The following is a 23,305-nucleotide window of genomic DNA, read 5'->3' on the forward strand; positions in this document are numbered from 1 at the left end:
GCTCTGCTCCTGGCGGGCGGCCTTCTTTGTGCCGTCGGTGTCCTTGGACTTGTGGCGAGCGCGGGCGGCGCGGCGGCGGACGGTGCGCAGTTCGGCCTCGCCGAGGCCTCCCCATACCCCGCTCTCCTGATTGGTGGCCAGGGCCCAGAGCAGGCATTCGGCGCGTGCCGGGCAGCGATTGCACACTGCCTTGGCCTCGTCGATCTGCAGGAGGGCCGGACCCCGGTTGCCGATGGGGAAGAACAGCTCCGGGTCCTCCTCGCGGCATGCGGCGCGGTGCACCCAATCGCGCTGCGGGACTTCCTGGGGGGCGGCGGGGTCGGTCATCGGATTCCTCGCTTCACGGTGGCGGGAGGTGTCTCCTGCCGGGGCAGGGGCCGGGCCGGGCGCGGCCCCGGTTCGGTGGTGGCTGCTGGACCGGGGGTGGCCGCGAGGGCGCCAGTGAGACGCTCGGTGAGCCGGCGGCGGTGGATGGTCAGGCGGTCGGCGCCGTCGTCCGGCGGGGGCGGTGCGGGCAGGTCCATCACCGCGCGCAGGACTCTCAGTGCTGTCAGGGTGGCGGGTCTCTCCTTGTCGACGATGTCGTCGTAACGCCAGCGGGCGGCGTCCGAGCGGGCGCGTGCCCGGGTGACCTCCTCGGCGGTGGGCCGCAGTCGTACGGCCGGGTCGCGGTCCTGGGCGAGGAGGCCGTCCAGCTCCCGGCCCAGGGCGGCGACGGTGTTGCGGGCGCGGGTGACGGCCTGGCCGTCGATGCCGCCGGCGAGCCGGTCGGCCAGGCGGTGGTCGGGCCGGGGGTAGTGCGCGGCGACGGTGGCCCGCACCGCGGTGCGCTGCTCGGCGAGGACCTCGTCCAGGAGGGAGCGGGCGGCGTCGAACGTCGCTGTGTAAGCGACCTGCTCGGCGAAATGGACCTCCATCGGGCGCAGGCCGTGGGCCTGGGCGCGGGCGCGCGCCGCTCGGGCCGCGGTGGCCGCGACCGTGTGCAGGTGCGGCTCGTGGGCGTCTGCGGCCTGTTCGGCAGCGGCGAGGGCGAGCAGGCGTCCCAGGACGGCGTGACGCCCGGCGGTCTCGTCGGCCAGGGTGCGTGCGGGAACGGTACTGCCCCGGTCGGCCGAGGGCCGGCGGCCTTCGCCGCCCTCGCGGCGGGCTTGGGCCACGTAGGTGTGGGCCTGGGTGAGGATCGCGTCGGTGTCCTCGGCCGCGCGCTGCGCGGAGGGCACCCGGCGGCGCCACTGGAGCGCGGCGTCGGCGTCACCGGCGGGCTGGCCGGGCAGCGGGAGCGGCTGGGGCTGGCGCAGGACAGCGGCTGCGGTGCTGCGCACTGTCTCGCGCACCTCGCCGTCCAGCGGCAGGTGGTCCAGGGCGCCGGCGAGGGCGACCTCCAGACGTCTGCGGTCCGCCTCCTCGGCGTGGGCGGCGCTGTCCGACGACCGGTCGGCGGGTTCGGTGCGCACGTGGGCGGTGAACGCCTCGATCCGCTCCGGGTGCAGGTGCGGGGCCAGGACGAGGAGGTCGCGCTGCAGGTCCGTGGCGGCTTTGCGCCAGTGGGCGCGCTGGCCGTCGGTGAGGTGGGTGGGAGGCTGCGCGGTGACGGGGTCGAGGTCGGCCAGGCGCTCCAGGTACCAGGTGGCCGCGGCGACGGCCGCCGGTTCCTCGCGCGCCGGCCAGGAGGAGTTCAGGATCCGCCAGTTCGCGACCAGCCGCTGGCGGTCCTGCTCCCCCACGGGGCCGGCGGCCTGCCGGACGGCGCGGGCGGTCCGCATGGCCGTCGTCGCCAGCGTCACGTGCGGCTCCTGCGCCCCTGGGTAGCGGGAGGCGAGTTCGGCGAGCATGTCGCCGTTGGGCGGCGTGGTGAACGCGGCGCCCCACGCCGTCCCGGCGCGGGTCCAGTCCGGGCCGCCGGGCACCGCGCCGAACGGCTCGTCCCTCCCGTCCCACAGGCGGTCCTCGAGCCAGTCGGCCTGCGCTGTGCGCAGCGTGTCGCGGCGCGCGTCGCCGGCGGGCAGTTCCGCGAGCGCCCGGCGCACGATGTCGCCCGGCCCGATCGGTGTCAGGGCGCCGTCGTGCGCGGTGGCGTGTGCCATGACCTCCAGGTGGCCGAGGCGGTCGGTGTCGAGGAAGAAGTGCGCGGCGGTGGCCGGGTCCGTGGTGAGCAGCCAGGGTCCGTCCGTCCCGCCGAGGTAGGGGTCGGTGTGGACGCTGGTGAGCGCGTACTGCACGGGCTCGGGCTGCGGCAAAGGCGCGCTCAACGGCCTTCCTCTCTTTGCGGTGGCGGGGATCGGAGGGGGTCGGGAAGGCGAGCGTGCGCGGGTGGCGGGGGCGGGGACAACCGCGCCTGCGCCCTGGTCCCGGTGGGCGGGAGCGGTCGCCGGTCCCTCCCGTCCGGCGGGATCGGGCGGCGCCGGGCGCACCTTGGCGGGCGGGTGCGTCAGCGGCGTCGTCGGCCGCCGGGGCGGCGCGGGCGGGCGGGCTTGGGGCCGGGGGCCCGACGCGGCGGTGGGCCGGGCGGGGTGTCGGCCCCGGCTTGGGCGGCCTGCTTCGCGGCGGCCTCCAACCGTGCACGGTCGGCTTCGCGGCGCACGCGCAGCAGTTGCAGGCGGTCGGTGATGCGGGCGGTGCGGTAGAGGTCGAGGGCGTTCGACAGGTGTTGCCACTCGGTGGCCCGGTCGCTGTCGGGGGGCGGGCCGAGCGGGTCGGTTCCGGTGATCCCTTGGCGCAGCCGCCAGTCGGCGACGGCGGCGACCAGGCGCCGGTAGAGGTGTTGCTGGGCGGTGTCTTCCTCGTCGGGGGCGGGGATCCGCTCGACCCATTCCTCGGGCGCTCGCCGGCCGGTGAGGGTCGCGGCGAGGGCGTCCTGGGCCAGGCGTTCGGCGCGGGGCAGCGGGGCCGGCACGGCCGGTCTGCGGTCGGCCGCGGCTGGTGCGGCGCCGGATGCAGGGTGGGTCCCGGGGTTCGGGGTGCTGGGGGCTCGCAGCACGCGCAGTCGGGCGAGCTGCTCGAGGGCCTGGCGGTCGAGCAGCTCGGGCGGCGGATGGGGGTGGTGCCGGTGGGCGGTACGTGTGGCGCGGTACAGGGCGCGGATACGCTCCTCGAGGGCCGCCCAGGCGGCGGCGTGCTGCTCGGCTTCGGGCTTCGGGCCCAGTCCTGGCAGGTGGGCGGGGACCCGGTGCAGGGTGCGCCAGGCATCGGTGAGAGCCGCGGTTCGCTCCCACCGTGCGCGCAGGGCCCGGCCGGCCTGCGGTGGCGGGAGGGGGCCGAGCGGCGCTGCCCAGGCGGGGACGTCGGCGGCGAGAGCGGCGCCGCGGGCGGCGAGGTGGCGCTCGACGACGTCGCGGCGCTCGGTGAGGTGGCGCCGCCAGTTCTCGGGGGTGTGCGGGTCGCCCAGGGCGGTGGCGGGGGTGAGCCAGTCGGGCAGGTCCGCGGCGTCGCCACCGGTGGGCGGCCGGTCGGGCAGCAGGCGGCGCAGGTGCCGCTCCGCGGCTGTGCGGGCGCAGACGGCCTCGGCCCGCTGCCAGGCGTCGTGGGCCGCCGCGTTGCGCGTGCGGGCCCGCTCGGCGGCGGCTGCGGCCGCGCCGGCGGGGTCCGGCGCGGTGGCCGGGGAGCCGGGGCGGGTGCGCTGGTAGTCCTCCCGGGAGCGCTCGCGCCACGGCATCGCCCGGCGCAGCGCCTGCTCGGCGCGCAGACGCACCAGGTCCTCGACGGCGGCGAGTTCGGCCCGGTGGTCGCCCTCGTCGCCGGCCCGCAGCGCGGCGCGCCGCGTCGCGCGCACCCGTTCGGCGAGCTGGCCGGCGGTGAACGCGCCGTACGGCCGCCGGGGCCAGGCCGGGTGGCGGCGGCCGCCGGCGGTGACGGGCCCGGGGGCGGCGGCGGCCTGCGCGTCGGCGGCGTGCAGTTCGGCGAGGGCTCGGGCCCGGTGTGTGCGGGCGAGGGCGGCGATGCGCTCCAGCTGCTCGTCGGACAGGGTGCGCAGCAGGCGGGCGTTGGGGTGGGGATCGGCATCGGCCCGGGCTTCGGCGGCGCGGGCGGTGCGCAGGCGGCGGTCGATTCTCCAGGCCAGCACCGCGCCGGGCACGTCGGTGCCGGCCAGGGTGCCCTCGTGGTGGGCGGTGGCCAGGATCCCTTCGGGGGTGAAGCCGGCCTTCTCCGCACGGTCCAGCGCGTTGACGACGGCGGTGAACGCGTCGTCGGCGATCAGCGGTTCGGCGGCCGGGCCGAGGGCTGCGCGGGCAGCGGCGGCGTAGCGCAGGCGGGTGGCCTGTTCGGTGGCGTGGGCGTACTCGGCGGTCAGCTGGCGGATGCCCCAGGCGCGTTCCTGCTCGGTGCGGATGGTCTGGCGGGCTGAGGGGGTGAAGGAGGAGTAGGTGGCGATCCGGGTCAGGGCCTGGTCGAGGGTCTGGTCGTCCTCGAGGGCGATGTAGAGGTGGTTGCCCGAGCGGCCGCGGGTGGCGGCGACGTAGGCGGCTTCGCGGGAGGTGCGGGTGGTGAGCAGGGCGTGGGAGCGGGTGACGGTCATGCCCTGGGCGCGGTGGACGGTGGAGGCGTAGCCGAGTTCGCAGTGGGCCGCGAGGTAGTCGGCGGGCAGGGTGAGGCGGCCGCGGTGCTGGGTGTGGCGCACGACGGCGTCGCCGGCGGGGGTGTAGCGCTCGATGGCCCACACGTCGCCGTTCTTGACGAAGTCCTTGCCTTGGCGGCAGGTGAGTCGGCGCTGGTTGCGGCGGGTGGTGATGAGGTCGCCGACGTGCGCGCGGTGGCCGTCGCGCAGCTTGGCGGGGTTCGGGCGCCAGCGCGAGGGTGCCAGGAGCTGGCCGTGTTCCATGCGCCAGGCCTGCGCGCGGCGGTTGAGGGTGGCGACCAGGTTGCGGTCGGGGGCGGTCATCAGCGAGGTGTGTCCGGCCGTCAGGTCACGGCGCCAGGCGGTGAAGACGGCGTCCGCCATGGCGGCGGCGGTGCCGCCCTGGATGCGGCCCTGCTGCCGGTACCAGGTGAACGCCTCGCCCGCCTCGCCGTCGCGCAGCTTGAGGGAGGCGCCGGCTTCCTCGGGGTGGCGGAAGCGGTGGACTGCGTGGAGGTGGACGGCGCCGACCTCCGACTGCAGCAGGCGCAGCGCGCCGCCCGCTTCAATGGCGGCGAGCTGGGAGGGGTCGCCGATGAGGCGCACGTGCGCGCCGGCCCGCTGCGCGCGGCGCACGATGGCGGCCAGCTGGGTGGTGGCGGCCATGCCAGCCTCGTCGACGATGACGACGTCGCCCTTGCGCAGGCGCTCGGCGCGCGGCAGGACGAGTTCGCCGGCGTCGGCGAGGCGCTGGCGGCGCAGCCAGGAGTGGAGGGTGTGGGCGGGGCGGCGCAGTTCCTCGGACATGACGTGGGCGGCGCGGGCGGACGGGGCGAGTGCCACAGTGGTGCGGTCGGCGGCGGTGAGGGCGTTCGCGGCCAGGCGCAGGGCGGTGGTCTTGCCTGCGCCGGCGGGTCCGATCGCGGCGACCAGGGCCCGCTCGGAGGTGGCGAACGCCTTCGCCATGGCGCGCTGTCCGGTGTCGAGGGGGCCCTTGTGGCGGGCGGCGGCACGCTCGAAGGTCCGTTCGCTGCAGGCGGGTTCGGTACGGCGGCGGGCGGCGGCGACGATGCTGTCCTCGGCGGCGAGGACGGCCGGTGTGGTGTAGAGCTCGGCGCCGCGGCGCCGGTAGACGCTGGTGCCGTCCGCGCGCTGCAGCGGCGCGAACGGCGGGTTGATGTCGGGCGGTGTGAGGTCCAGGCACAGCCGTGCCAGGGCGTGGTCGGTGATGGCTTCGGCCCACCCTTCGCCGCCGCGGCCCAGGGTGGCGGCGGTGACGTGGCGGTGGGCCTCGGCCAGCAGGTGACGCCTGCCGAAGACGGCGCGGTGCAGGGAGACGGTGGCGACCACCTCGCGGGCGGCCGCGCCGACGTTCAGGCGGGGCGGGCCCTTGTCGCGGTGCACGTCGCGGGCCGCCGCGCGGGCATGGTGCAGCAGGTTGTCGACGAGGGGCCTGCCGAACGCGGCCGCCACCCCCAGCTGCCAGCCCTCGCGCAGCACCGCGAGCGCGGTGGCCGGTTTCTTCTCGGGGCGGGTCTGCAGGGCGGCCCGGCGCATCAGGGCCAGGCGGGCGGGCAGGGAGGGCTCCTTGCCGTGTGCGGCGCGGTACGCGGCGATCAGGCGGGGCAGTTGCCGGCGGATCGCCCTGGTGCGGGTGGAGGTGGCGTCGATCAGCTCCGTGCTGATGCCCGCGATCTCCATCACCGGGCGCCGCCCCTCCTCGATCCGGCGCTCTCGCACCACCAGGTCCAGGGCGGTGCAGGTGCGGCGCAGAACCTGCGCGTTGTAGAGCTCGGAGGCGGCGACGGCCTGGGCCAGCAGCAGCCGGCCGTCGATGGTGCGCCAGCGTCCGTCCGGGCCCTGGACTTTGTTGGCGATCAGCACGTGGTCGTGGAGGGCTGCGTCGCCGCAGCGCGAGTCGAAGTGCCGGAACCGGGCGGCCACCAGGCCGCTGGTGACGTCGTGCTGGGCTACGCCGCCGGGTCCGGTGCGGGTGGCCAGTGCGTTGTCCTCGATCCAGGTCAGGGTGGTGGCGATCGCCTCCTCGTGGGCCTTCTCGACGGCGGCACGCACGCTCTCGTCGCCCAGCGCCCACAGCAGGCTGACCGACTTGGGCGGGCGGAACACCGGGTGGAAGGCGGCCACGGGCTGGCGCGGGGGCCGGGTGCGGCGGGTGATGAAGCGGTGCAGCTCGGTGCCGCCGGTCGGGTCGCGCTCGTACTCGGCGCGGAAGGCCACCGCCCCGACCTGGCGGCGCAGCGTTCGGCGCTCGGTGTCGGTGGCCCGGCGCCCGGCGCGCTCCTCGAGGGCCTGTATCCGCTCGTCGATCGCCACGGCGAGGGCGGTCGGTTTCTGTCCGAACCGGTAGAAGCCGGCGCCCAGGCGGGCCGCCCGCTGGGCCTGGCGCACCGTTGCGCCCGCGCGCAGCTGCTCGGTGACGATCTCGTCCGCCCGCGGGTGCAGGCCCTCCCCGAACAGGGCCCGCATCTGCGGTTCCGTCACCTCGCCCTCGACACCGAGGAGGGTGGCGGCGCGCCCCGTCCACCGCCCGGGCGGCACTTCGAGGGCCGCCTGGTGCTCGGCCAGGTCCCGGCTGCGGGGGCGCGGGTGGTCCCCGCTGGTGATCTGGCGCATGAAGTAGCGGTAGCCGTCGCCCGGGGTGGTTTTGCCGAAGTCCACCGTCATGGGCGCCAGGGTCGGTGCCGGCCGTGCACGGATGCAAGAGCTGTCGGGAACTCGGCCCCTGCCCCCGGGGGCAGGGGCCGAGGGCGGGCCCGGTGCCCGGTTCGGTCGCGGGCCGCCGCCGGTGGCGTTGTCACAGGCCCGAGGCATGGCGGCGGCTGCGTGGGTGGGGTGCGGGCGCGGGGTGGGCCCGTGCCTGCGGGTGGGAAGTGCCGGCGGCGCGGGTGCGCCGGATCCCGCCGGGCGGGATCCGGCGGGGTGCGTGCTTTGGGTGGCAGGGCGGTGGCGGGTTGCCTGGAGCGGTGGCGCGGCGCCCGGGCTCGTTCTGGCCGGGTGACGGCGAAGGTGCCGCAGTGCGCGTCGTCCGGTGCGGGTTGAGCGAGAGAGGCGGGACGGACATGGCGAAGGGGGTCCAGCGCAAGGCCGTGGGATCGGTCGCGGCCCGTCGGCGGGCGCGGGAGTTGCGCAGCGAGTACGAGGCCCGTGATCTGGCGCTGCTGGAGGGGGCGGAGGAGTTCCTGACACTGCAGGAGCGGGCGGCTGCGGCGGTGGAGGGCATCGAGGATCAGATCGAGAAGCTGGAGGCGGCACGGGAGCGGGCGCGGCGTCAGGGGTGGGAGTCGGGCGCGGTGGTGGCGGCGCGGATGCGCGGGCTCCAGGTGCGGGGGGTGGCGGTGCGCGAGGACGAGGTCGCGGACCGGCTGGGTGTGGACGTGGGTGAGCTGCGGCGGATGGTCGCGCACGTCAAGGCGTCCGGGGGTGGGGACGCGGCGGCGGCGGATCCGGCGGGCGCCGCGGTGGCGGCCGGTGGGGCGCGGCGCGCGACGGGTGGCGGTGCCCCGGTGGCGGGCGGCGGTGGCGGGCCGCTGGTGCCGCCGGCGCCGGTGCGCCCTGGGGTGGGCGCGACCGCGGGAGCCGGGGTGCAGGGCCCGGGCGGCGGAGCGGCGGCACCGGGGTCCGGTCCCGGTCCCGGGCCGGCTGACGGAGTGCGGGAGGTGCGGTGATGGTCCAGGTGTCCGAGGTGACGGCGGGCGAGCTGGACCCGACGTGGCTGGGGGGTGCGTTCGAGGTCGTGGAGGAGGGCCGGGACGGTCCGCTGGTCCACGGGATGCGGCTGGTGTCGTACCGGAAGGTCCGGGGGCGGGGCCGGGTCGTGCTGGTGGGGGAGAACACGAGCGTGGTGGTGGACGCCTCGGTGTCCCTGGCGTTCCACGTCGCGGCGGCGTGGGGCCGGTGGACGGGAGGGGTGGTCGACGGGGCCGTGCCGCAGCCGGTGCCGGTGGCACAGCAGGGTCCGGTAGCGGGGTATCCGGCGGCGGGCGGGTATCCGCCGCCCGGGCAGCCGGTACCGGGGCCTGGTCCTGGGGCGGTGGCGCGGCCGGGGCCCGCTGCTCCCCCGTCGGGTCCGGCGGAGCCGGGCGGTCCTGCGGCGCCGTGGATGCGGCGGCCGTCGGCGGGGTGATGCCGGTACTGGCGGGTGGTGGCCGGGCATGGCGGTGCCCGGCCACCAGTGGGTCTCGGTGGCCGGGCGGGGGTGGCGGGGTGTGCGGTGGTCAGTGCGCGTTGGGGCGGTGGTCGGACGCATCGAGGGCGTCGAGGACGACCCGGGCGATGGCGGCGGCGCTCTCGCGGGTGAGGGTGGCTCCTTCGCCGCGTCGGGCGGCGGGGGTGTGGGGGTCCAGGTGGACCGGGACGGTGCGCGCGGCGCGGGCGATGGCGTCGAGGACGTGGCGGCGGTCCGGGGTCGGGCTGTGGGTGGTGGCGGCAGGTGCAGGGCGGTCGGTGGCGGCCGTTGTGTCAGCGCGGGTGAGGATCAGGCGGGCGGTTCCCGCCTCCCAGGTGATGGTGAAGCCGTAGTGGGGGGCGCGTGCGACGGCCCACTCGTAGTGGCCGCGGATATCGGCGCAGGAGGGATCCTCGAGGTCGGCGCCGTCGAGCTGGTGGCCGTGTGCGTAGCGGTAGTCGAGGACGATCCGCTCGGCGGCCTTCACGGGCCGGGTGCCGGTGTGCCCGCCCAGGGCGGTGGCGTTGAGTCCGTCCGTGGCGTCGGGGGTGTGGCGGGGCAGTCCCATCGCGGCGAGCAGTTGGTCGACCTGCTCGACACTGATCCTGCTGCGGGGCTCGGGGGGCATGGTCGTCGTCTCCGTGGCTGGTTGTGCCCGGCTGGGCGGTCGCACCCTACCGGCGCCGTTGTTGCGGTCGGCGGTGAGTGGTCTACGGGGCCGCCGCCCGCGGGGGCGGGGCGGGCGGCGGGCCTGTGGTGGTGGTCAGGGTGCGGTGGGCTGGTTGCTCCGGATCCGCAGGCGTGGGTGGGTGCCCTGGGCGAACAGGCGCAGGATCTCGGCGTCGGTGACAGGGCGGGTGGTACGGGCGCGGTCGGGGTTTCCGAGGATGGCCGCCGGGTCCGGTCGGCCGTGGACGGTCGGGTGGATCCGGGCGAGGTAGGTGCGGAGCATGTCGGGCCAGGGCAGGCCGAGCAGGGTGCCCCAGGCCGCGGCGCAGACCAGGGGCGAGAAGATGTCGCCGAGTTGCTGGCACTGGCTGGTGCGGGAGCCGGTGACCGGGTGGTCGCCGGGCAGGCCGACCAGGGCGCAGACCTCGGGGATGGTGAAGCGGCGTCCGGTGTCCTGGCAGTACCAGCCGCGGATCTTGCTGGTGACGGCGGTGATGGTGCGGTCGAGGTCGAACAGGTTGCCGCCGCTGGTCCTGCGTTCGCCGCGGGTGTTGATGCGGGTGTCCGGCGGCCAGCCGAGCGCGAGGGCGGCGTTGGTACGGATGCCGGGGGAGGTGACCGGGCCGGGGCGGCGGTACCAGTGCGCGGACATGATGGCGCGCTTGCGGTTGCTGGCCGAGCCGAAGTCGGCGGCGTCCAGATCCTGCCACTGCACGCTCTCGCATCCGGCGGTGGTCAGTTCGTCCTTGATGTACTGCTGGACGTCTTCGGGCAGGGCCGAGCTCTGCTCGATGACGACGGACTGGATCGGGGCGCCGATGGAGCGCAGGCCCAGGATCCAGATGACGGGGGCGAGCATGAGTCCGGCGGTGGCGGCGGTCATGTCGTCGACCAGTGACCACAGTTCGGTGATGGGGGCGCCGGACGGCTCGATCCTGTGGTCGAAGCAGTGGTCGTTGCAGTCGTCGGGGTCGTCGTGGTCGCACAGTTCGGAGCCGTCGACCCACACGTTGCCCAGGTGGGCTGCGACCCCGTCGATCGCGTCGAGGAGGATCTCCAGGTTCTCCTGGCGGCGGCCGGCGCCGAGTCCGGCGCGGGTCCAGTCGGTGCACGGCATCGTGCACATGATGCGCCGGGTCCAGCGCAGGGTGGGGTGGCGGGGGTCGAGCGTCCTGATGTCGCGCCGGATGACGGTGCATCCGGCGGCCGTGCTGGTAGCGGCAGGGTCCTTGTTCAGCTCGATGCACACCATGTCGACGCGGACGCCGAGGACCAGGCGCAGCCCGGCGCAGCCGCCGCCGCAGCCGGCGCACAGGTTCAGTTGGCGGGGGGCGTCGCCAGGGCGGGGCGGGTAGAGCCAGCGGGTCGGGTACAGGCCGGCGAGGTGGTCGCGCTGGGCTGGGGTGAGGGAGTCGAGGAGGGCGAGGAGTTCGGGGCCGTCGAGGGCGAACAGGTCCTCGTGGGTCGGTGTGCCTGTGGGGGGTTGGTCGGGGTCGAGGGCGAAGAGGGGCAGGTCCTCGTGCGTGGTGGGGCGGGCGGCGGGTGTGGGCAAGCGGGCTCCCGGCCTGGTGTGTGGGTGACCGGCGGCCGGGCTCCGGCCCGTGGGGCGGGAGCGGACGGCAGGGGGCGGGTGGCGCTCGGTGCGCTCTGCCCGGCGGGGCCTGGCCGGTCTCGATGTGCCTGAAGGTAGGCACGGCAGGCGGCGGGTCAATGCCCGCGCCGGGGGGCGGGTGGCCGGGGTCGCACGGCGGGCCCGGTGCCGGGTCTTCCCCCTCGGTTGCCCGGGTGCGGGAGGACGCGGGTGGGCACCCGGCCTCGGCGGGCGCCCCCGGGTACAGGGGCCGGGCGCAGCGGGGACCGCGCGGCGATGGGCGGGCGCGGGCGCGGCTGCTGGCCCGGAGCAGGGACCGGGTCCGGGGGCGGAAACGGAGTGGCCGGCGGAGCTACGGCCGACGCCCCGCGGCGCAGGGCTGCGGTGGGGCGGCGGCAGCGAGTTCGCATGCGGGTGCGGTGCGCAGGGGCCGGGAGCAACGCGCGCCGGGCACGGGGCAAGGCGGCGCTGCTGCGGCGGCCGGGCTACGAGCGGGGCGGCTCGGGACCGAACCGGACGGCGACGCCCGGCGGCGGGGTGTGCGGTGCCGAGACGGGGCGGCGCGCGGCGGTGGGCGGACGAGGACGCCGTCCTTCGTACTGGCCGCCGTCGGCGCCCGGGCCGGGACGGCACAGCGGGGCCGCCCGGGAGTCGCAGGTGTACGGGCCGGCGCCGGAGTCCTGTCATCCGGCGGGTGGTAGCGGGCGCGGGCGAGCTGTCAGGGGTGCGGCCGAGCGGAGCCAGCGGTCCGGTGCCGCTGCGCTGTGCCGGATCGGTTCACGACACCTCCCGGATGTGCTGGCCGAGGTCGGCCAGACTGCGGATGCAGTGGACGCTGGTGCGGGTGCTGGCGCCGTGATCAACGACGAGGAACAGGTGCCTTCCGCTGCGCGGGTCGTCCGCGAAGAGGAGGGACAGGGTCGGGCGGCCGGGGCGCTCCGAGTTGCGCAGGCAAGCGGTGGCCCGGCGCGTGTGGACAGTGAGGAACGCGTCAAGGGGCGGTGGGACAGGGCCCAGGTCCGGGCTCCAGGCCAGCGTGTCGGTGCCGGTGTCCGGGCCGAGGGTGGTGGAGGTGTGGAGGGCGGCGTGAATGAGCGTCGCGGGGTCGTAGGCGGCAACCTGACGGTTGGTGGCCTCGACCGCGGCCTGCATCACTTCAGCGGTTGGGCTCTTGGCCTCGTTGGCACGGCGCTTGGCGGCCTCTATGGCGAGCGCCGTCAGGGGTACTGCCGGACCGGTGTAGGGCATGACCATGGGGCGTCCTTGTTCGGAGCCCGGCCCGCCCGTGGTGCGGCGCCGGCCGGGGCTGGGTGGTGGCGTGGGCGCTGGCCCGGGGCGGAGGCGGGCGGCGCGGGCGCGGTCGACAGGGTAGGGCCAGCGGCGGCCGCGCGGCCAGCGGGCCGCCGAACGGGGGGCCGGGAGACGAACGGTCGAGTTCTCCGGTCCCGGCAGGCCCCGACCGGGCCCGGTGCGGTACGGCCGAGTGCCGGCCCCGGGTGGGGTCAGCGGCTGGGCCGGCGGGGGACGGTTCCGGACTGTCAGTGCTGGTCGCGGTACCAGGTGAGGAAGTCCTCGGCGCGGGCCTGGTCGAGGCGCACGGTCAGTGTTCCGGCGTCCAGGTTCTGGTCGACGCCCTCGGCCGGGCCGTCCGGGGTGGCGGAGCCCGGCCAGCGGGCGACAAGGGACAGGAGGGCACCGGCGGCCGGGCCCTCGGCATTCAGCTCGAGGACGACGGTCAGCACGTCGTCGTCGATGCCGAGGTCGACCAGGCAGCCGGGGGACGTCGTACGGAGCCGCTCGAAGAGCCGGGGGTGGTCGGCGATCGCCGAGCCGAAGGCGTCGGCGTTGGCCTGGGCCTGCGCGGTGCGCGCGAAGAACGTGTCGATCAGTTCCTGGGCGCTGGAGCGGAGTTCGGCGTGGGTGATCTCCTCCAGTGTGCGGACGGTGTGCTCGATCGCGTCGGGTGGGGTGAGCGGGCGGAAGCCGACCTGGCGCCGCATGCCGTCGGCGTCGTGGAGGGTCAGGATGGTCAGGTTGTGCACGGGGTGGAGATTGATCGTCCACCGGTCGGGCAACGGGTTGGGGGGCATGGACATGGGGCTCTCCTGGTGGTGAGTGTGCGGGGGTGGCGCAGTCGGTGCCGCGGGGTGTGGTCGGCGGTCCTGGGGCTGGAGCTCGGCCGGTCGGCGGCTGGTCAGGGTCGCGGCGCGCCTGTCAGCGGTTGGGGCCGAACCGGTGCGGGTCCAGCAGGCGGATCGCGGTGACCAGTGCGCAGGTTTCTTCGGTGTAGAGCGGGCTGTTCGCCAGGAACCAGTCGGCGGCGTCCGGCTCGGGGCCCTCGAAGACCAGTTCTGGAGGGTCGCCCACCCGGTTGGCTTCGGAGACCAGGTATCCCCACAGATGGTGGGCCGTCGCCTGCGCGGCGGGCACGATCAGAACGGGGAACTCCGCCTCCCACGGGTCGCAGTCCCACGGGCGGCCCTTGGTCAGCATCACGGCGGTGCCCGGGTCCTCGATCTGGGTGCACTTCGGGCAGGAGTCGCGGGACTCGGTGAAGGCGGTGGGGTGTGTGTGGTACGCCTTGGTGAAGTAGTTCGAGGTGGGACTTCCCCCGTCGGCGGGGTGAGGGAAGTCGGCCAGGATCAGGTCACCGGCTTGCACGTCGCGGGCTTCCACGACGCGGGCCGAGGCGGGTGTGAAGGACGGCCAGCTGCGGTTTCGGTCGGTGGACGGGCCGGTCACGACGACGGGGAAGAACGAGACATGCCGGTCGGCGGCGACGGGCAGGGCGGTCATGTTGTGCTGCTCCGTTCGGTGAGGTGATGTGCGGGGCGAACCCGGGGAATCCGTAGCGAGGTACCGGGGCCGGCCCGCGCGACCGGGCAAGGGGCGCAGCCGTGTGCGTGGGCAGGGCGGTGCCCGGGCGGTGGTGCCGGATCGCAGTCGACGGGTCGTGACGCGCCGACACACGCCGCTGGGTGCGGGGCTCCGCCCGTCGGTGTGCCGCCCCCGCCCGGGGGGATGCGGGGGCGGCACGGGCGCCTCGACCCACCGGGGGGGTGGGGAGGCGCCGGGGAATCCCGCACGGCCGGGACGGTCACGGCCGACGGGCGGGAACAGGACACACCGTAGACCCGGCTCCGGGCCGGTCAACCCCTCGAACTCCGGGAGGGCCGCGCCCCGGGCAGGGCCGGGGGCGCGGCCCTCCGGCGACGCGCTCCGTCGCTAGTCGGGGGTGGGCGCAGGGACGCGCTTGCGGCGGAGGGGCCTCGTGGCGAGGTGGTGCGCGAGCGGGTGGAGAACGACGGCAGCGCAGCTGACGAGCACACTGACGACGACGACGGCGGCGGCGGCGCCTTCGCCGACTACGGTGGTGATCACCGTGTTGTGCTCCGCCTGCAGCAGGCTGGCGATAGCGAACGGGGCGAGCACTGCGAAAGTCAGGTCGAGGGCGGCGGCGCGACTCGCCCAGCCGGTGCGCACGTCGATCGGGTCGATCTTCTCGAGGTCGTCCGTCGCCGTCTCGACAGCGGTGCGCCGGGCAACGAGGGAGAGGACGCAGTTCACGAGGACGACGACCACCAGCAGGTAGGCCAGATAGCCCGGTTGGTGGATGAGGGCCGTAACGAGGAGGACGATGGATTCGGCCGTGAGGATGCGGTGCAGAGGACGGCACCAACGGTGCGGGCAGGCCCTGGTCAAGGCAGAGGGCTTGCGCATCTGGGCTCCTTCGGGAGGGTCGGGGCGGGTTTGTTGAACCGCCGCGGCGACGGGCGCCCCGGGGATGGGAAGTCGCCGGGCGGCGGGAGCAGGACGCACCGTAGGAGCGCGAGGCGGCCGGTCAACCCCACCCGGGCTCGCCCCGGACCGGGCCGGTCCGGCCCGGTCCGGTCCGGGGCGCGACGGCGGTGTTGGACCTCGGGTGCGGCGGGCAACGCGTTCGGACCCGCCGCAGGTGCGGCAACGACGCGCCGTGCTGCTGCCCTTCGCCGACCGGTCGCAGGACCCGTCCTAGGACTCCGGAAAGCAGTGGCGGGCTTCGGGCCGGCCTGAGAGCCAGGGGTGGGGCTCGACCGCAACGGCGTTCGGCGGGACGCCGGTCGACCCAGGCCACAAGACAGACCGCGGGTCGGGACGGATATGCGCCTCCGCGGGGGCTGGTGTGCCGGGGCAGCGGTGGGGTTCTCAGCTCGGACGAATGTCCGAGCGCACGCGCAGGATCTTTCCGATCAGGTGGTCGGCGGCGGTGCCTGGCAGGTCGATCTCGGCCCGGCCGTGCTGGGCCGCCTCGGTTCCCGAGGTGAACAGCGGCACGGGCGTGGTGTAGATGGTGACCGCCTCGTAGGTCGGCTGATCCATCGTTCCTGTCAGCACGGCGATGCGAGGGGCGAGGAGCTCGGCGCCGTGGCATCCGGCCCAGCCGGCGCAGACCCGGCTGCTCGCGCTGTCGGCGTCGTTCTGGTGGCACAGGAATACGGCGTGCGGCTGCTCACCGGTCGGGACGTCGTAGGCGCGGAGTTTGTCGTACTCCTCGGCTGCCCAGATCCCGGACGGGACGTCCCTGCGGTAGGGACAACTGTCGCACGGACGCGGCGCGGGTGGGCGCAGGGACGGGGTCATGGGTGCTTCCGGGCTCTTCCTCGGGCGGTGGCGGACAGGGCTGTGACGGCAGGTCCCGGCGGGCGGGCTCGGCTGCGGGACGATACAACGGGAAGCCGCCCGGGACGGTGCGCGGGCCTCCGGGTGGCGGGTGGGACGCTCCACCTCCTCTGGCGGGGTGTCAGTCGCGGGGGACGTGCAGTCCGCGTTCCTCGCGCCCGCGTTCCCAGTGGGCGCGGCCCACCTGTTCGCCGGGTCGGAAGTCGGTGCACGCGAAGACGCTGCCCTCCGGGCTGTGCTGCTGCCGGGTGTTGTGGCAGTTCAGGCACTGGGTGATCGCCAGCCGGTACTCGAAGCATACGGCGCGGTGTTCGTCCAGGGCAGCGGCGAAGGCGTGGTGCGGGGTCCGGTGGTCGTCCTCGTTGTCTGGGTTGGTCCACAGCTCGGGGTCGGTGCAGGCTTCTGCGGTGGCGACGTCGAACCGGCCGGAGTACGACCACGGGCCGACCGGGGTGAACTCGGCCGGGTCGTGCGGGCCGATGACCATGTTCTCGGGCCAGACGCTCACCAGGCAGGCGCAGCCGGGCACCGTGCGGTCCCAGCCGGCGAGGTATGCGCCGTCGTCCCAGACGACGGGCGTGAACGTCCCGAACGCGTGCGGGGCGAGAGCGGCGGCGGCGTCCGGGTGGAGAGTGATCGTGCGGGTCATCGTGTGGTCTTCCTGTCCGTTCGGTTCGAGCAGGGCATCGGGCGCAGCAGCGCCGGGCCGGACTGGACCGGCTGCCTGGGCGGGGCGCGTGACGGTGGCGACTCGGGGACGGCCTGCGCGCTAGCCCGGGTGTCGGCGGCGGGCGGGCCCGCCCGGTCCCGGCCGGGGGCATCCGGCGGGTGGGCGGCCGGGGCCCGCACGGCGGCCGGGGCCCGCACCGGGTGCGGGCATCCGGCCGCCGGGGTGCCGCCCCCGCCCGGGGGGATGCGGGGGCGGCACGGGCGCCTCGACCCACCCGGGGGGGGTTGGTGGGGAGGCGCCGGGGAAGCCCGCACGGCCGGGACGGTCACGGCCGACGGGCGGGAACAGGACACACCGTAGACGCGGCCCCGGGCCGGTCAACCCCGTCGGCCCCGGAGGGCCGGAAGGCGGCCGGAGGCGTTGCGACGGGCACGGACCGGGCTCGCCGGTCATCCGGCGGCCGGGCAGCGGCGGCCCGGGCTCCTGCAGCGGCGCCCCGCCCTGGCCTGGCACCGTGCAACGGGCGGGGCCTGTCAGAAAGGCGGTTCAAGGGACTGCAGCTCGAAAGCAGGCCCCGGTCGCCCCTCGGGGCGGCCGGGCTGCACGGTGGGCGGCGGCCTGCGGGATGGAGCGGCAGTCGCCGGGGCCCGCGGGGGTGAGCGTGTGTCAGGTGCGGCGGTAGTCCTTCGCGCCGAGGTTGGACAGGAAGAAGTAGAGGAACGCGGGGACGTCGTGGACGGTGCCGTCGTCCAGGGTCATCCTGTAGGCGTCCCAGCCCTGGTAGTCCAGCATGGGGCGCATGTGGTCGGGGTTCAGGTCGGTGTGGTCGATCCGCTCGATCGCGGTGATGGTCTTGGGGCCGTCGTAGGCGAGTACGTCGCCGACTTCCAGGTGGGCGGCCGTCGCGCGCGGGATGGGCGGCTTGCAGCCGAGTCGGGGGGTTCCGTAGTCGATCACTCGTGCCATGGCGGGTCCTGTCTCGGGTCGAGGGTGTGGTGGTGGGTCGGGGCAGGCCCGGGCAGGGCGGCGTGGGCGTACTGGAACCTCGGGGCGGGGTGAAGGCCCGGCGGCTGGGTGGTGATCACAGCCCGCCGGGCCGGTGGGACGGGTGGCAACGTAGTTGGCTAGGCGGGCCGGTCAACCCCGGCCGGACACGGGGTGCAGGGGTGCGTCAGCAACTGCGGGGTGGTCAGATCCGCGGGTGGGCGGCGTCGTACGCCTCCGATGCCTCGAAAGCCTCGGCGGTGGCTGTGGCGGCTTCGGCGTCGCCGGCGGCCAGGAGTCGGCGGACAGGGTCGTTGGCGCGCTCTCGCGGGGTCATTTTCAGCTCGGCGAGTTCGGCGAAGACGTCGGCCAGGCGGCGTGCGGGGATGCGCTGCTCGGCGTCGGTATCGGTCCAGACGTGTCCGCCCTGGTCGACGTGGAACGGGCCGGTGTGGCCGACGGTCAGGGCACAGCGGTGCGCGAAGTCGGGTCGTTCGGCCTGTGGGGTGCTGCTGGGGCACTGTGTGGTGGGCGGCTGCTCCTGGTCGTCGCCCTCGTCCGGAGCGTGGAACCAGTCGTAGTAGCGGCAGGCGTCCGTCCACAGGTCGGCGGACTCGTAGCCGTAGGCGGCGCGGAGCTGGGCGTACAGGTCAGGGAAGCGGCCGGCCGGGTCGGTTTCCTGGTTCTCGTCGTCCATGCGTGCAGCGATGCCGGCGGGGTCGCGGGGCGGCCGGGGCGAGGTGTGCTCCAGCTCGCGGTCGTAGGGCGCGCAGGCGATGGCGAGGTCCTCGGGGTGGGCCGTTGAGGTCCGCTGGACGAGGAGTGCGTGCCCGTATGCCTCGGCGGAGATCGCGTGCGCGAACGGGCCGAAGCGGCGCGTGGCGTAGTGGGGTGCGGTCAGGATGACGGCGTACTGGGGTTCGGGGGCTGCGGGGGTGCTCACAGGGTTCCTCGAGGGGGGTGGGTCCGGCCGCACCGGCGGCCGGACCGGGGCGGGGTCAGGCAGTCGGGGTGGAGGTACGCAGGCCGATGCGGTCGGGGTCGTGCGAGCGGCCGCCGCGGTCCCGGCTGTGGCCGTCGCAGGGCGCCTCGGGCGGGCCTGCCGGACGGTTGTGGGCGTCGGCGAGTACGCGGACCGTGTCCGGGTCGAGCGACCTCGCGTCGACGACGTGGGGCCGCAGCACCTGCCGGGCGGCGTTCAGCACGGCGTCGAGGAGCCGGGCCCAGGCAGTGACGGCGTCGATGCCGTGCTCGCGGCCGAGCGCGGCGTACCGCATGCCGAACCACAGCGGGTCGGTGCCGTACACGGCCCGAAGGGTCAGGTGGTCGAGCAGGCAGGCCGGGATCGTGAGGGGGTAGGTGTAGAGGGCGGTGGTGCGGTCGGTCTCGGCGTCGATGAGCTCCACGACCCGGTGGAGTATCTGCCCGGTGGTGGGGACGACCGCGGGCAGCGCCCCGGCGTGGGTGCGCAGCGCGGCGGCGACGGCCCTCGCCATGGTGCGGGCGTTGAGCGGATCGGTGTCGGGTGCCGGGGCGCAGCAGGAGGGGTCGGTGCAGGTGTGGAACAGGACGTCGAGGTGTTCGCCGTGCGGAGTGTAGAGCTCGGCCCCGAAGCCCGTGGGGGCCCGGTCCGGCCCGGGGAGGATCTCCGGGCTGCCGATGAGGACGAACGTGTCGTCGGGGCCGGGGATGCGGAACTGGAAGCCGCCGCCGTCGGCCGGGTGGACGGTCGCGGCGAGTTCGGCGGTGTGCAGCTCGGTCAGGGCCGGGAGCATGGCCGGGTGCAGTTCGGGGAGCAGGTCGGGTCGCACAGGTTTGCCTTTCGTCGGTCAGCGGGGGAATCCCGCCGGCGGGCCGGGGCGGCGGAAGGCTGCCCCGGCTGTCGGGTGACTGGGGTGGCGGGTGGCGGGTGGCGGGTGGCCCGGACCGGTCGGGGCCCTGGGCGCAGAACGCGAACGCCGGGCAGCGGGGCCGCCGCAGGAGCCGGGCCGGGGAGCGCTGGGGTACGGGGGCTGCAGGGGCACCCGCTGTCCGGCCCAGAGGGGAGGGGCTGGCGGCGGGGCCGGCACCGTGAGCGCCCGGCCGACGGCGGAACACGGGATAGGAGCGGGGGGACGGCCGGGATCCGCTCGGGGTGAGACGATCCCGACCGCCCCGCACCCTGCGGGGCCCGTTGCAGTCACGCGATACCGACGGGCCGGGAGGTGGCCGCTGCTGCCTAGGCCCGCCGCCCTGCTCGCAGGAAGCGGGAGATGCGCGCCTTGTTGTAGGCGATGAGTCGGGGGACGTCCGCAGGTTCTTCGGCCACGGTCCGGCCGGTGTGGTGGGCGGTCAGTCGGGGGTCGTGCGGGTGCTCGCGGAAGGTGTCACGGTCGTTGTCCGCGCACCAGGTGGCGATCTCGCAGCACGCCGTGCAGTCGGCGGGGCGGTGCTCGGTCATGCGGGTGGCCCGGCTTCGGGGCCACCCGGTCAGGACGGCCTCCGCGCGCTGTCGGCTCTCGTGGATGGGAGCCAGCAGGATCCCGGCGACGGTGACGCTGCCGTACCTGCCGTCGGAGCGGAGGAAGGTGTAGCCGAGCCCGGTGCTCGCCGTCGGGGTGTCGGGCGTGGTGAGGGCTCGGAAGTCCGTGGCCTGGATACCGAGTCCGGTGACCAGGGCGCGGGCAGTGTCAGGGTTGAACATGGTGCCTCCGTGCGCGGTGAGTGTCGGCCGGGCAGTCACCGGCCCACGAGGGGTGGCGGGTGTGCTAGGGCGACCGGGACCCCGCTCGGGGTGGAAGGAGGGTCCCGGCCCCAGGAGGGGAGGGGCTGGCGGGGTGCCGGGAAGGCCCGGACCGCCGCAGCGCGGCGGCGCTCGGCAGCGGTCCGGGCGGGAACAGGACACACCGTAGGAACAGCAGACCGCCGGTCAACCCCGGCACGGTCCCGGGCTGGGACCCGTGGTGGCCGTGGTGGTCTGCACCACGGCGCGCATGGTGTGGTTGTCCATCACGCGTCGGGCCAGTTCCTTGATCCGTACGGGGTCGAGGGACGCGAACTCGGTTGCCAGCGTGATGATCTCGGCCACGGCGGAGCGGTGCCCGGGGCGTGGCCGAAGAGGTCGACGCGATCACCGCGCGGCCCATGGGTGGCGTTCATCGGCGCCGTGACGGTGCGGTGGACGGGGATGGAGGAGTTCGGGCCGGCGAGACTCAGTGCGCCCGTGCGGCGGGCACAGTGGCGGGGGGAGCGCAGCCGGCCGGTGGTGCCGGACGTACAAGCAGGGGCTGGTTCGGCCACGACGGCGAGCGCGGGCGGGTCGCGGCGCGGGGAGGACCGCGGCGGGCCGGCCGGGTCAGCGGGTGACCAGGGTGCTTCCCGGAGCGTGCGGGGCATGTCCTCGCTGCCGAGCGTTCGGTGCGGGCGCGGGGGGCCGGTCCCAGCCGGTGAGGGGCGTGCGCAGGCCGATGACACACCGTCCGGCGCGCACAGCGACGGTGCCCGGCACCTGTGCGGGGTGCCGGGCACACTGGCGGAGCTACGCGCCGCTGGGCCCTGCGGCGGAACGTCCCCGGCGGCCGGAGCCCTTGGCCTCGTACATCGCCCGGTCGGCGTCGCCCATCGCACGGCCCAGACCGGCTGTCACCTCGGCCGTACCCGCCGAGACGCCGACCTGCAACCGCTCGCCTTCGTGGTCGACGGGAGCGGCGACGGCCTCGCGCAGCGCACCGACGCGGCCCGCAAGGCGGCTGTCGGCCACGGCCAGGACGACGAACTCGTCGCCGCCGAGCCGTGCCGCGCTCTCAGCGGGGCCGAGCCAGCGTGCGATCCGCTGTCCGACCGCCGCGAGGACGGCGTCCCCGGCCGCGTGCCCGTACCGGTCGTTGACCGGTTTGAAGTCGTCCAGGTCCAGCAGGACGACGCTGTACCCGTGCGCGGCCCCGGTTGCGCGGAGCAGCTCGCCCGCGCGGCGGGTGAAGGCCCGGCGCACGGGCAGACCGCTGACCGGGTCGGTGCGGGCCTCGTCGAGCTCCGCACGCAGCTCCTCGCATTCCCGGGCCAGCTCGCGGGCCCGTTCCTGTGCGTCCGTGAGCCGCTGACGCAGCCGCCGGTTCACCTCCAACAGGCTGCGCACCGCCTCACGCAGGGCTTCGTTGCGGACGCTCGCCGGGATGCGGGCCAGGACCAGCGCCCTGGCCGCAGCGATCGTGAGAGCGCTCCCACCGACGCCGGGGACGGCCTGGGAGGACCGGGCAGGTACCGCCGACGTGACCGGACCGCCGGTGGCGATCGTGGCGGGCGTGGCCGGGCGGGACCTTCGGGTCACGGGCTGGGTGACTCGCCGGGGTGCGACTGGAACCCTCGAACTCGGATGTGCCATGGTAGATCCACCTCTCCTGCAACGGAGTTGAGGACCCCGCCCCGGGGTGCGGTCACCGTCTGGCCAGATGAACGACCACGCTCCGGGGCTTCGGGGCCCGGGCAGTGGCCCCGCGCGTCTTCGTACCCCGGCCCCTCCCCTGCGCGCCGTCCGTGCTGTGTCAGTCCAGCCCGAGCAGCGGGGTGGAACGGCACAGACGGGAGGAGTCGAGGGGGTGAGGGCACCTTGGGGTGAGGGCAGCGCTCGGGCCACCCCGGAACCTAGGCATGGCATATCGCCAAGCAAGCCCCAACCGGGGTTCATCGAAGCCGGGTTGCAGGACGGCACGGCCGGCGGCGAGACGCCTGCCGCCCAGCTCCCTGTTCCATCCAGCCGGCGCTGCGCCCGCCACCCCGATACCGGTCACCTTCGACTGCCGCGGCGCCACCGGCCCACCGGCAACCGACGGGTCATCCCCGGCCCGGGGCACGCGGCCCCGTCAGGAGACGGGGACGGCAGACACGGCCTTCAGCACCAGTCGTCGGTCACGGCGCCCGAGAACGCCGAGAACCTCCCTCAGGTTGATCTCGTGGTCCCCGGCCAGGGACGCGGCCACGGCCAGGACGGCCAGAGCAGCAGCGTCGTCGCCGAGTTCACCCGCGACCAGGCCCAGGCCGACCCGCTGCCAGTCGAGGAAGACGGTTCCCGGACGGCAGTAGTGCGCGGCCGCAGTGCCCAGCCGTACCAGCCACCGACCACCGGCGTAGTCGTCGAGCAGCCGCACGGCGATGCGGTGGTGGGGGTTCCCGGTCTCGCCGGTGGCCAGCATCCGCACGCGCAGCGCGTCAGCGGGAGTGGGGGAAACAACCATGGCGGGTCCTCCATCGTGAATCGGGCAACACCGGACCTGACCCAGCCGCCGGACATGTCGACCCAGGGACTGCCGGACCGGCGGGACGGGTGGCAACGTAGTCGGCCGGCCTGGCCGGTGGCGCGCTCCGGGCGCAGCCCCGCCACGGGGCCGCCTCTGCCGCCCCGGAAGTGCTTCCGGGGCGGCAGAGGCGGGTGGGCGAGTCCGTGCTCCGCGCTCACACTCCCCGGCCGGGGTCGGCGCCGTCGGCGACGAGCCGGCGGCGGATGCTGTCGCGGCGTTCCTCGTCCAGGGCCGCGTCGGGGTACGGGGCGAGCATGGCGTCGATGGCGGGCATCAGCTCGCCGACGGTGGTGATGTACGGGTAGAGGCCCAGGTCGTGGAGGGGCTCGTGGCTGTCGCCGTCCTGCCACAGCTGCGCGAAGACGTTGTGCAGCCGGCGGTCGTGGCCGTACTCCAGGTTCAGGGTGTCGGTGAGCGGCATGGTGTAGCGGGACATGAGTCCTCCTCAGGAGGTGGTGGTGGAAAGGGCTGTGGTGACAGGCCGGGCGGGCGCCTGTGATGGGTGGGCGGACGGGGCCCGCTCCGGGTGCGGGCATCCGGCCGCCGGGGTGCCGCCCCCGCCCGGGGGGATGCGGGGGCGGCACGGGCGCCTCGACCCACCCGGGGGAGTGGGGAGGCGCCGGGGAAGCCCGCACGGCCGGGACGGTCACGGCCGACGGGCGGGAACAGGACACACCGTAGACCCGGCTCCGGGCCGGTCAACCCCTCGACCGCCGGAGGG

20 protein-coding genes and 1 pseudogene are annotated in these 23,305 nt (G+C 75.5%); 2 read left to right on the forward strand and 19 right to left on the reverse strand.

Annotated elements, in window-relative coordinates:
* Window positions 1–45 precede the first annotated feature (45 nt).
* The 3 genes and pseudogenes from ACW14Y_RS41960 to mobF form a co-directional block, all read right to left on the reverse strand.
* Window positions 46–327, reverse strand: a pseudogene (locus ACW14Y_RS41960) (WhiB family transcriptional regulator); the annotation flags it as partial.
* Window positions 324–2,249, reverse strand: coding sequence for a hypothetical protein (locus ACW14Y_RS41965; protein ID WP_456988838.1), 1,926 nt, complete (start codon window positions 2,247–2,249; stop codon window positions 324–326). The gene ACW14Y_RS41965 and the pseudogene ACW14Y_RS41960, both read right to left, overlap by 4 nt.
* Window positions 2,250–2,428: 179 nt before the next feature.
* Entirely contained in the window at window positions 2,429–7,237 is a 4,809-nt protein-coding gene (gene mobF, locus ACW14Y_RS41970) for a MobF family relaxase (protein WP_456988840.1), read from the reverse strand.
* A gap of 395 nt (window positions 7,238–7,632) precedes the next feature.
* Between mobF and ACW14Y_RS41975 the strand changes: the two genes are divergently transcribed.
* Complete coding sequence (locus tag ACW14Y_RS41975; RefSeq protein ID WP_456988842.1) at window positions 7,633–8,238, forward strand: hypothetical protein; 606 nt, start codon at window positions 7,633–7,635, stop codon at window positions 8,236–8,238.
* On the forward strand, window positions 8,238–8,696 hold the full coding sequence (locus ACW14Y_RS41980; RefSeq protein WP_456988844.1) for a hypothetical protein: 459 nt from the start codon (window positions 8,238–8,240) through the stop codon (window positions 8,694–8,696). Before ACW14Y_RS41975 ends, ACW14Y_RS41980 begins: the two co-directional genes overlap by 1 nt.
* 91 nt (window positions 8,697–8,787) lie before the next feature.
* Here the strand turns inward: ACW14Y_RS41980 and ACW14Y_RS41985 are convergent, their stop codons facing one another.
* From ACW14Y_RS41985 to ACW14Y_RS42060, 16 genes are all read right to left on the reverse strand, one after another.
* Complete coding sequence (locus ACW14Y_RS41985) at window positions 8,788–9,366, reverse strand: hypothetical protein (protein ID WP_456988846.1); 579 nt, start codon at window positions 9,364–9,366, stop codon at window positions 8,788–8,790.
* 135 nt (window positions 9,367–9,501) lie between these two features.
* Window positions 9,502–10,959, reverse strand: coding sequence for a hypothetical protein (locus ACW14Y_RS41990; RefSeq protein ID WP_456988848.1), 1,458 nt, complete (start codon window positions 10,957–10,959; stop codon window positions 9,502–9,504).
* A gap of 816 nt (window positions 10,960–11,775) precedes the next feature.
* Entirely contained in the window at window positions 11,776–12,252 is a 477-nt protein-coding gene (locus tag ACW14Y_RS41995) for a hypothetical protein (protein ID WP_456988850.1), read from the reverse strand.
* 284 nt (window positions 12,253–12,536) lie between these two features.
* Window positions 12,537–13,094: a hypothetical protein gene (locus ACW14Y_RS42000; RefSeq protein WP_456988852.1), complete on the reverse strand. Its 558-nt coding sequence runs from the start codon at window positions 13,092–13,094 to the stop codon at window positions 12,537–12,539.
* 118 nt (window positions 13,095–13,212) lie between these two features.
* Window positions 13,213–13,794 (reverse strand): hypothetical protein, encoded by a 582-nt coding sequence (locus tag ACW14Y_RS42005; protein WP_456988854.1) that lies wholly within the window; start codon window positions 13,792–13,794, stop codon window positions 13,213–13,215.
* A 429-nt stretch (window positions 13,795–14,223) separates the two neighbouring features.
* The gene (locus ACW14Y_RS42010) at window positions 14,224–14,718 is read right to left on the reverse strand and encodes a hypothetical protein (protein ID WP_456988856.1); all 495 of its coding nucleotides are present in this window, start codon (window positions 14,716–14,718) and stop codon (window positions 14,224–14,226) included.
* Between the two features lie 465 nt (window positions 14,719–15,183).
* On the reverse strand, window positions 15,184–15,618 hold the full coding sequence (locus ACW14Y_RS42015; protein ID WP_456988858.1) for a DUF6283 family protein: 435 nt from the start codon (window positions 15,616–15,618) through the stop codon (window positions 15,184–15,186).
* 160 nt (window positions 15,619–15,778) lie between these two features.
* Window positions 15,779–16,306 (reverse strand): hypothetical protein, encoded by a 528-nt coding sequence (locus ACW14Y_RS42020; RefSeq protein WP_456988860.1) that lies wholly within the window; start codon window positions 16,304–16,306, stop codon window positions 15,779–15,781.
* Between the two features lie 687 nt (window positions 16,307–16,993).
* Window positions 16,994–17,293, reverse strand: coding sequence for a hypothetical protein (locus tag ACW14Y_RS42025; RefSeq protein ID WP_456988862.1), 300 nt, complete (start codon window positions 17,291–17,293; stop codon window positions 16,994–16,996).
* Window positions 17,294–17,516: 223 nt separating this feature from the next.
* Window positions 17,517–18,254 carry a hypothetical protein gene (locus tag ACW14Y_RS42030; RefSeq protein ID WP_456988864.1) on the reverse strand — a complete coding sequence of 246 codons (738 nt, stop codon included), beginning with the start codon at window positions 18,252–18,254 and terminating at the stop codon, window positions 17,517–17,519.
* A 55-nt stretch (window positions 18,255–18,309) separates the two neighbouring features.
* Window positions 18,310–19,122 (reverse strand): hypothetical protein, encoded by an 813-nt coding sequence (locus ACW14Y_RS42035; protein ID WP_456988866.1) that lies wholly within the window; start codon window positions 19,120–19,122, stop codon window positions 18,310–18,312.
* 407 nt (window positions 19,123–19,529) lie between these two features.
* On the reverse strand, window positions 19,530–19,994 hold the full coding sequence (locus ACW14Y_RS42040; RefSeq protein WP_456988868.1) for a hypothetical protein: 465 nt from the start codon (window positions 19,992–19,994) through the stop codon (window positions 19,530–19,532).
* Between the two features lie 225 nt (window positions 19,995–20,219).
* Complete coding sequence (locus ACW14Y_RS42045) at window positions 20,220–20,378, reverse strand: hypothetical protein (RefSeq protein WP_456988870.1); 159 nt, start codon at window positions 20,376–20,378, stop codon at window positions 20,220–20,222.
* A gap of 450 nt (window positions 20,379–20,828) precedes the next feature.
* The gene (locus tag ACW14Y_RS42050) at window positions 20,829–21,617 is read right to left on the reverse strand and encodes a diguanylate cyclase domain-containing protein (RefSeq protein ID WP_456988872.1); all 789 of its coding nucleotides are present in this window, start codon (window positions 21,615–21,617) and stop codon (window positions 20,829–20,831) included.
* A gap of 532 nt (window positions 21,618–22,149) precedes the next feature.
* Window positions 22,150–22,521 carry a hypothetical protein gene (locus ACW14Y_RS42055; protein WP_456988874.1) on the reverse strand — a complete coding sequence of 124 codons (372 nt, stop codon included), beginning with the start codon at window positions 22,519–22,521 and terminating at the stop codon, window positions 22,150–22,152.
* A gap of 217 nt (window positions 22,522–22,738) precedes the next feature.
* Complete coding sequence (locus ACW14Y_RS42060) at window positions 22,739–23,020, reverse strand: hypothetical protein (protein ID WP_456988876.1); 282 nt, start codon at window positions 23,018–23,020, stop codon at window positions 22,739–22,741.
* Window positions 23,021–23,305 lie beyond the last annotated feature (285 nt).

The organism is Kitasatospora sp. cg17-2 (genome assembly GCF_054031055.1).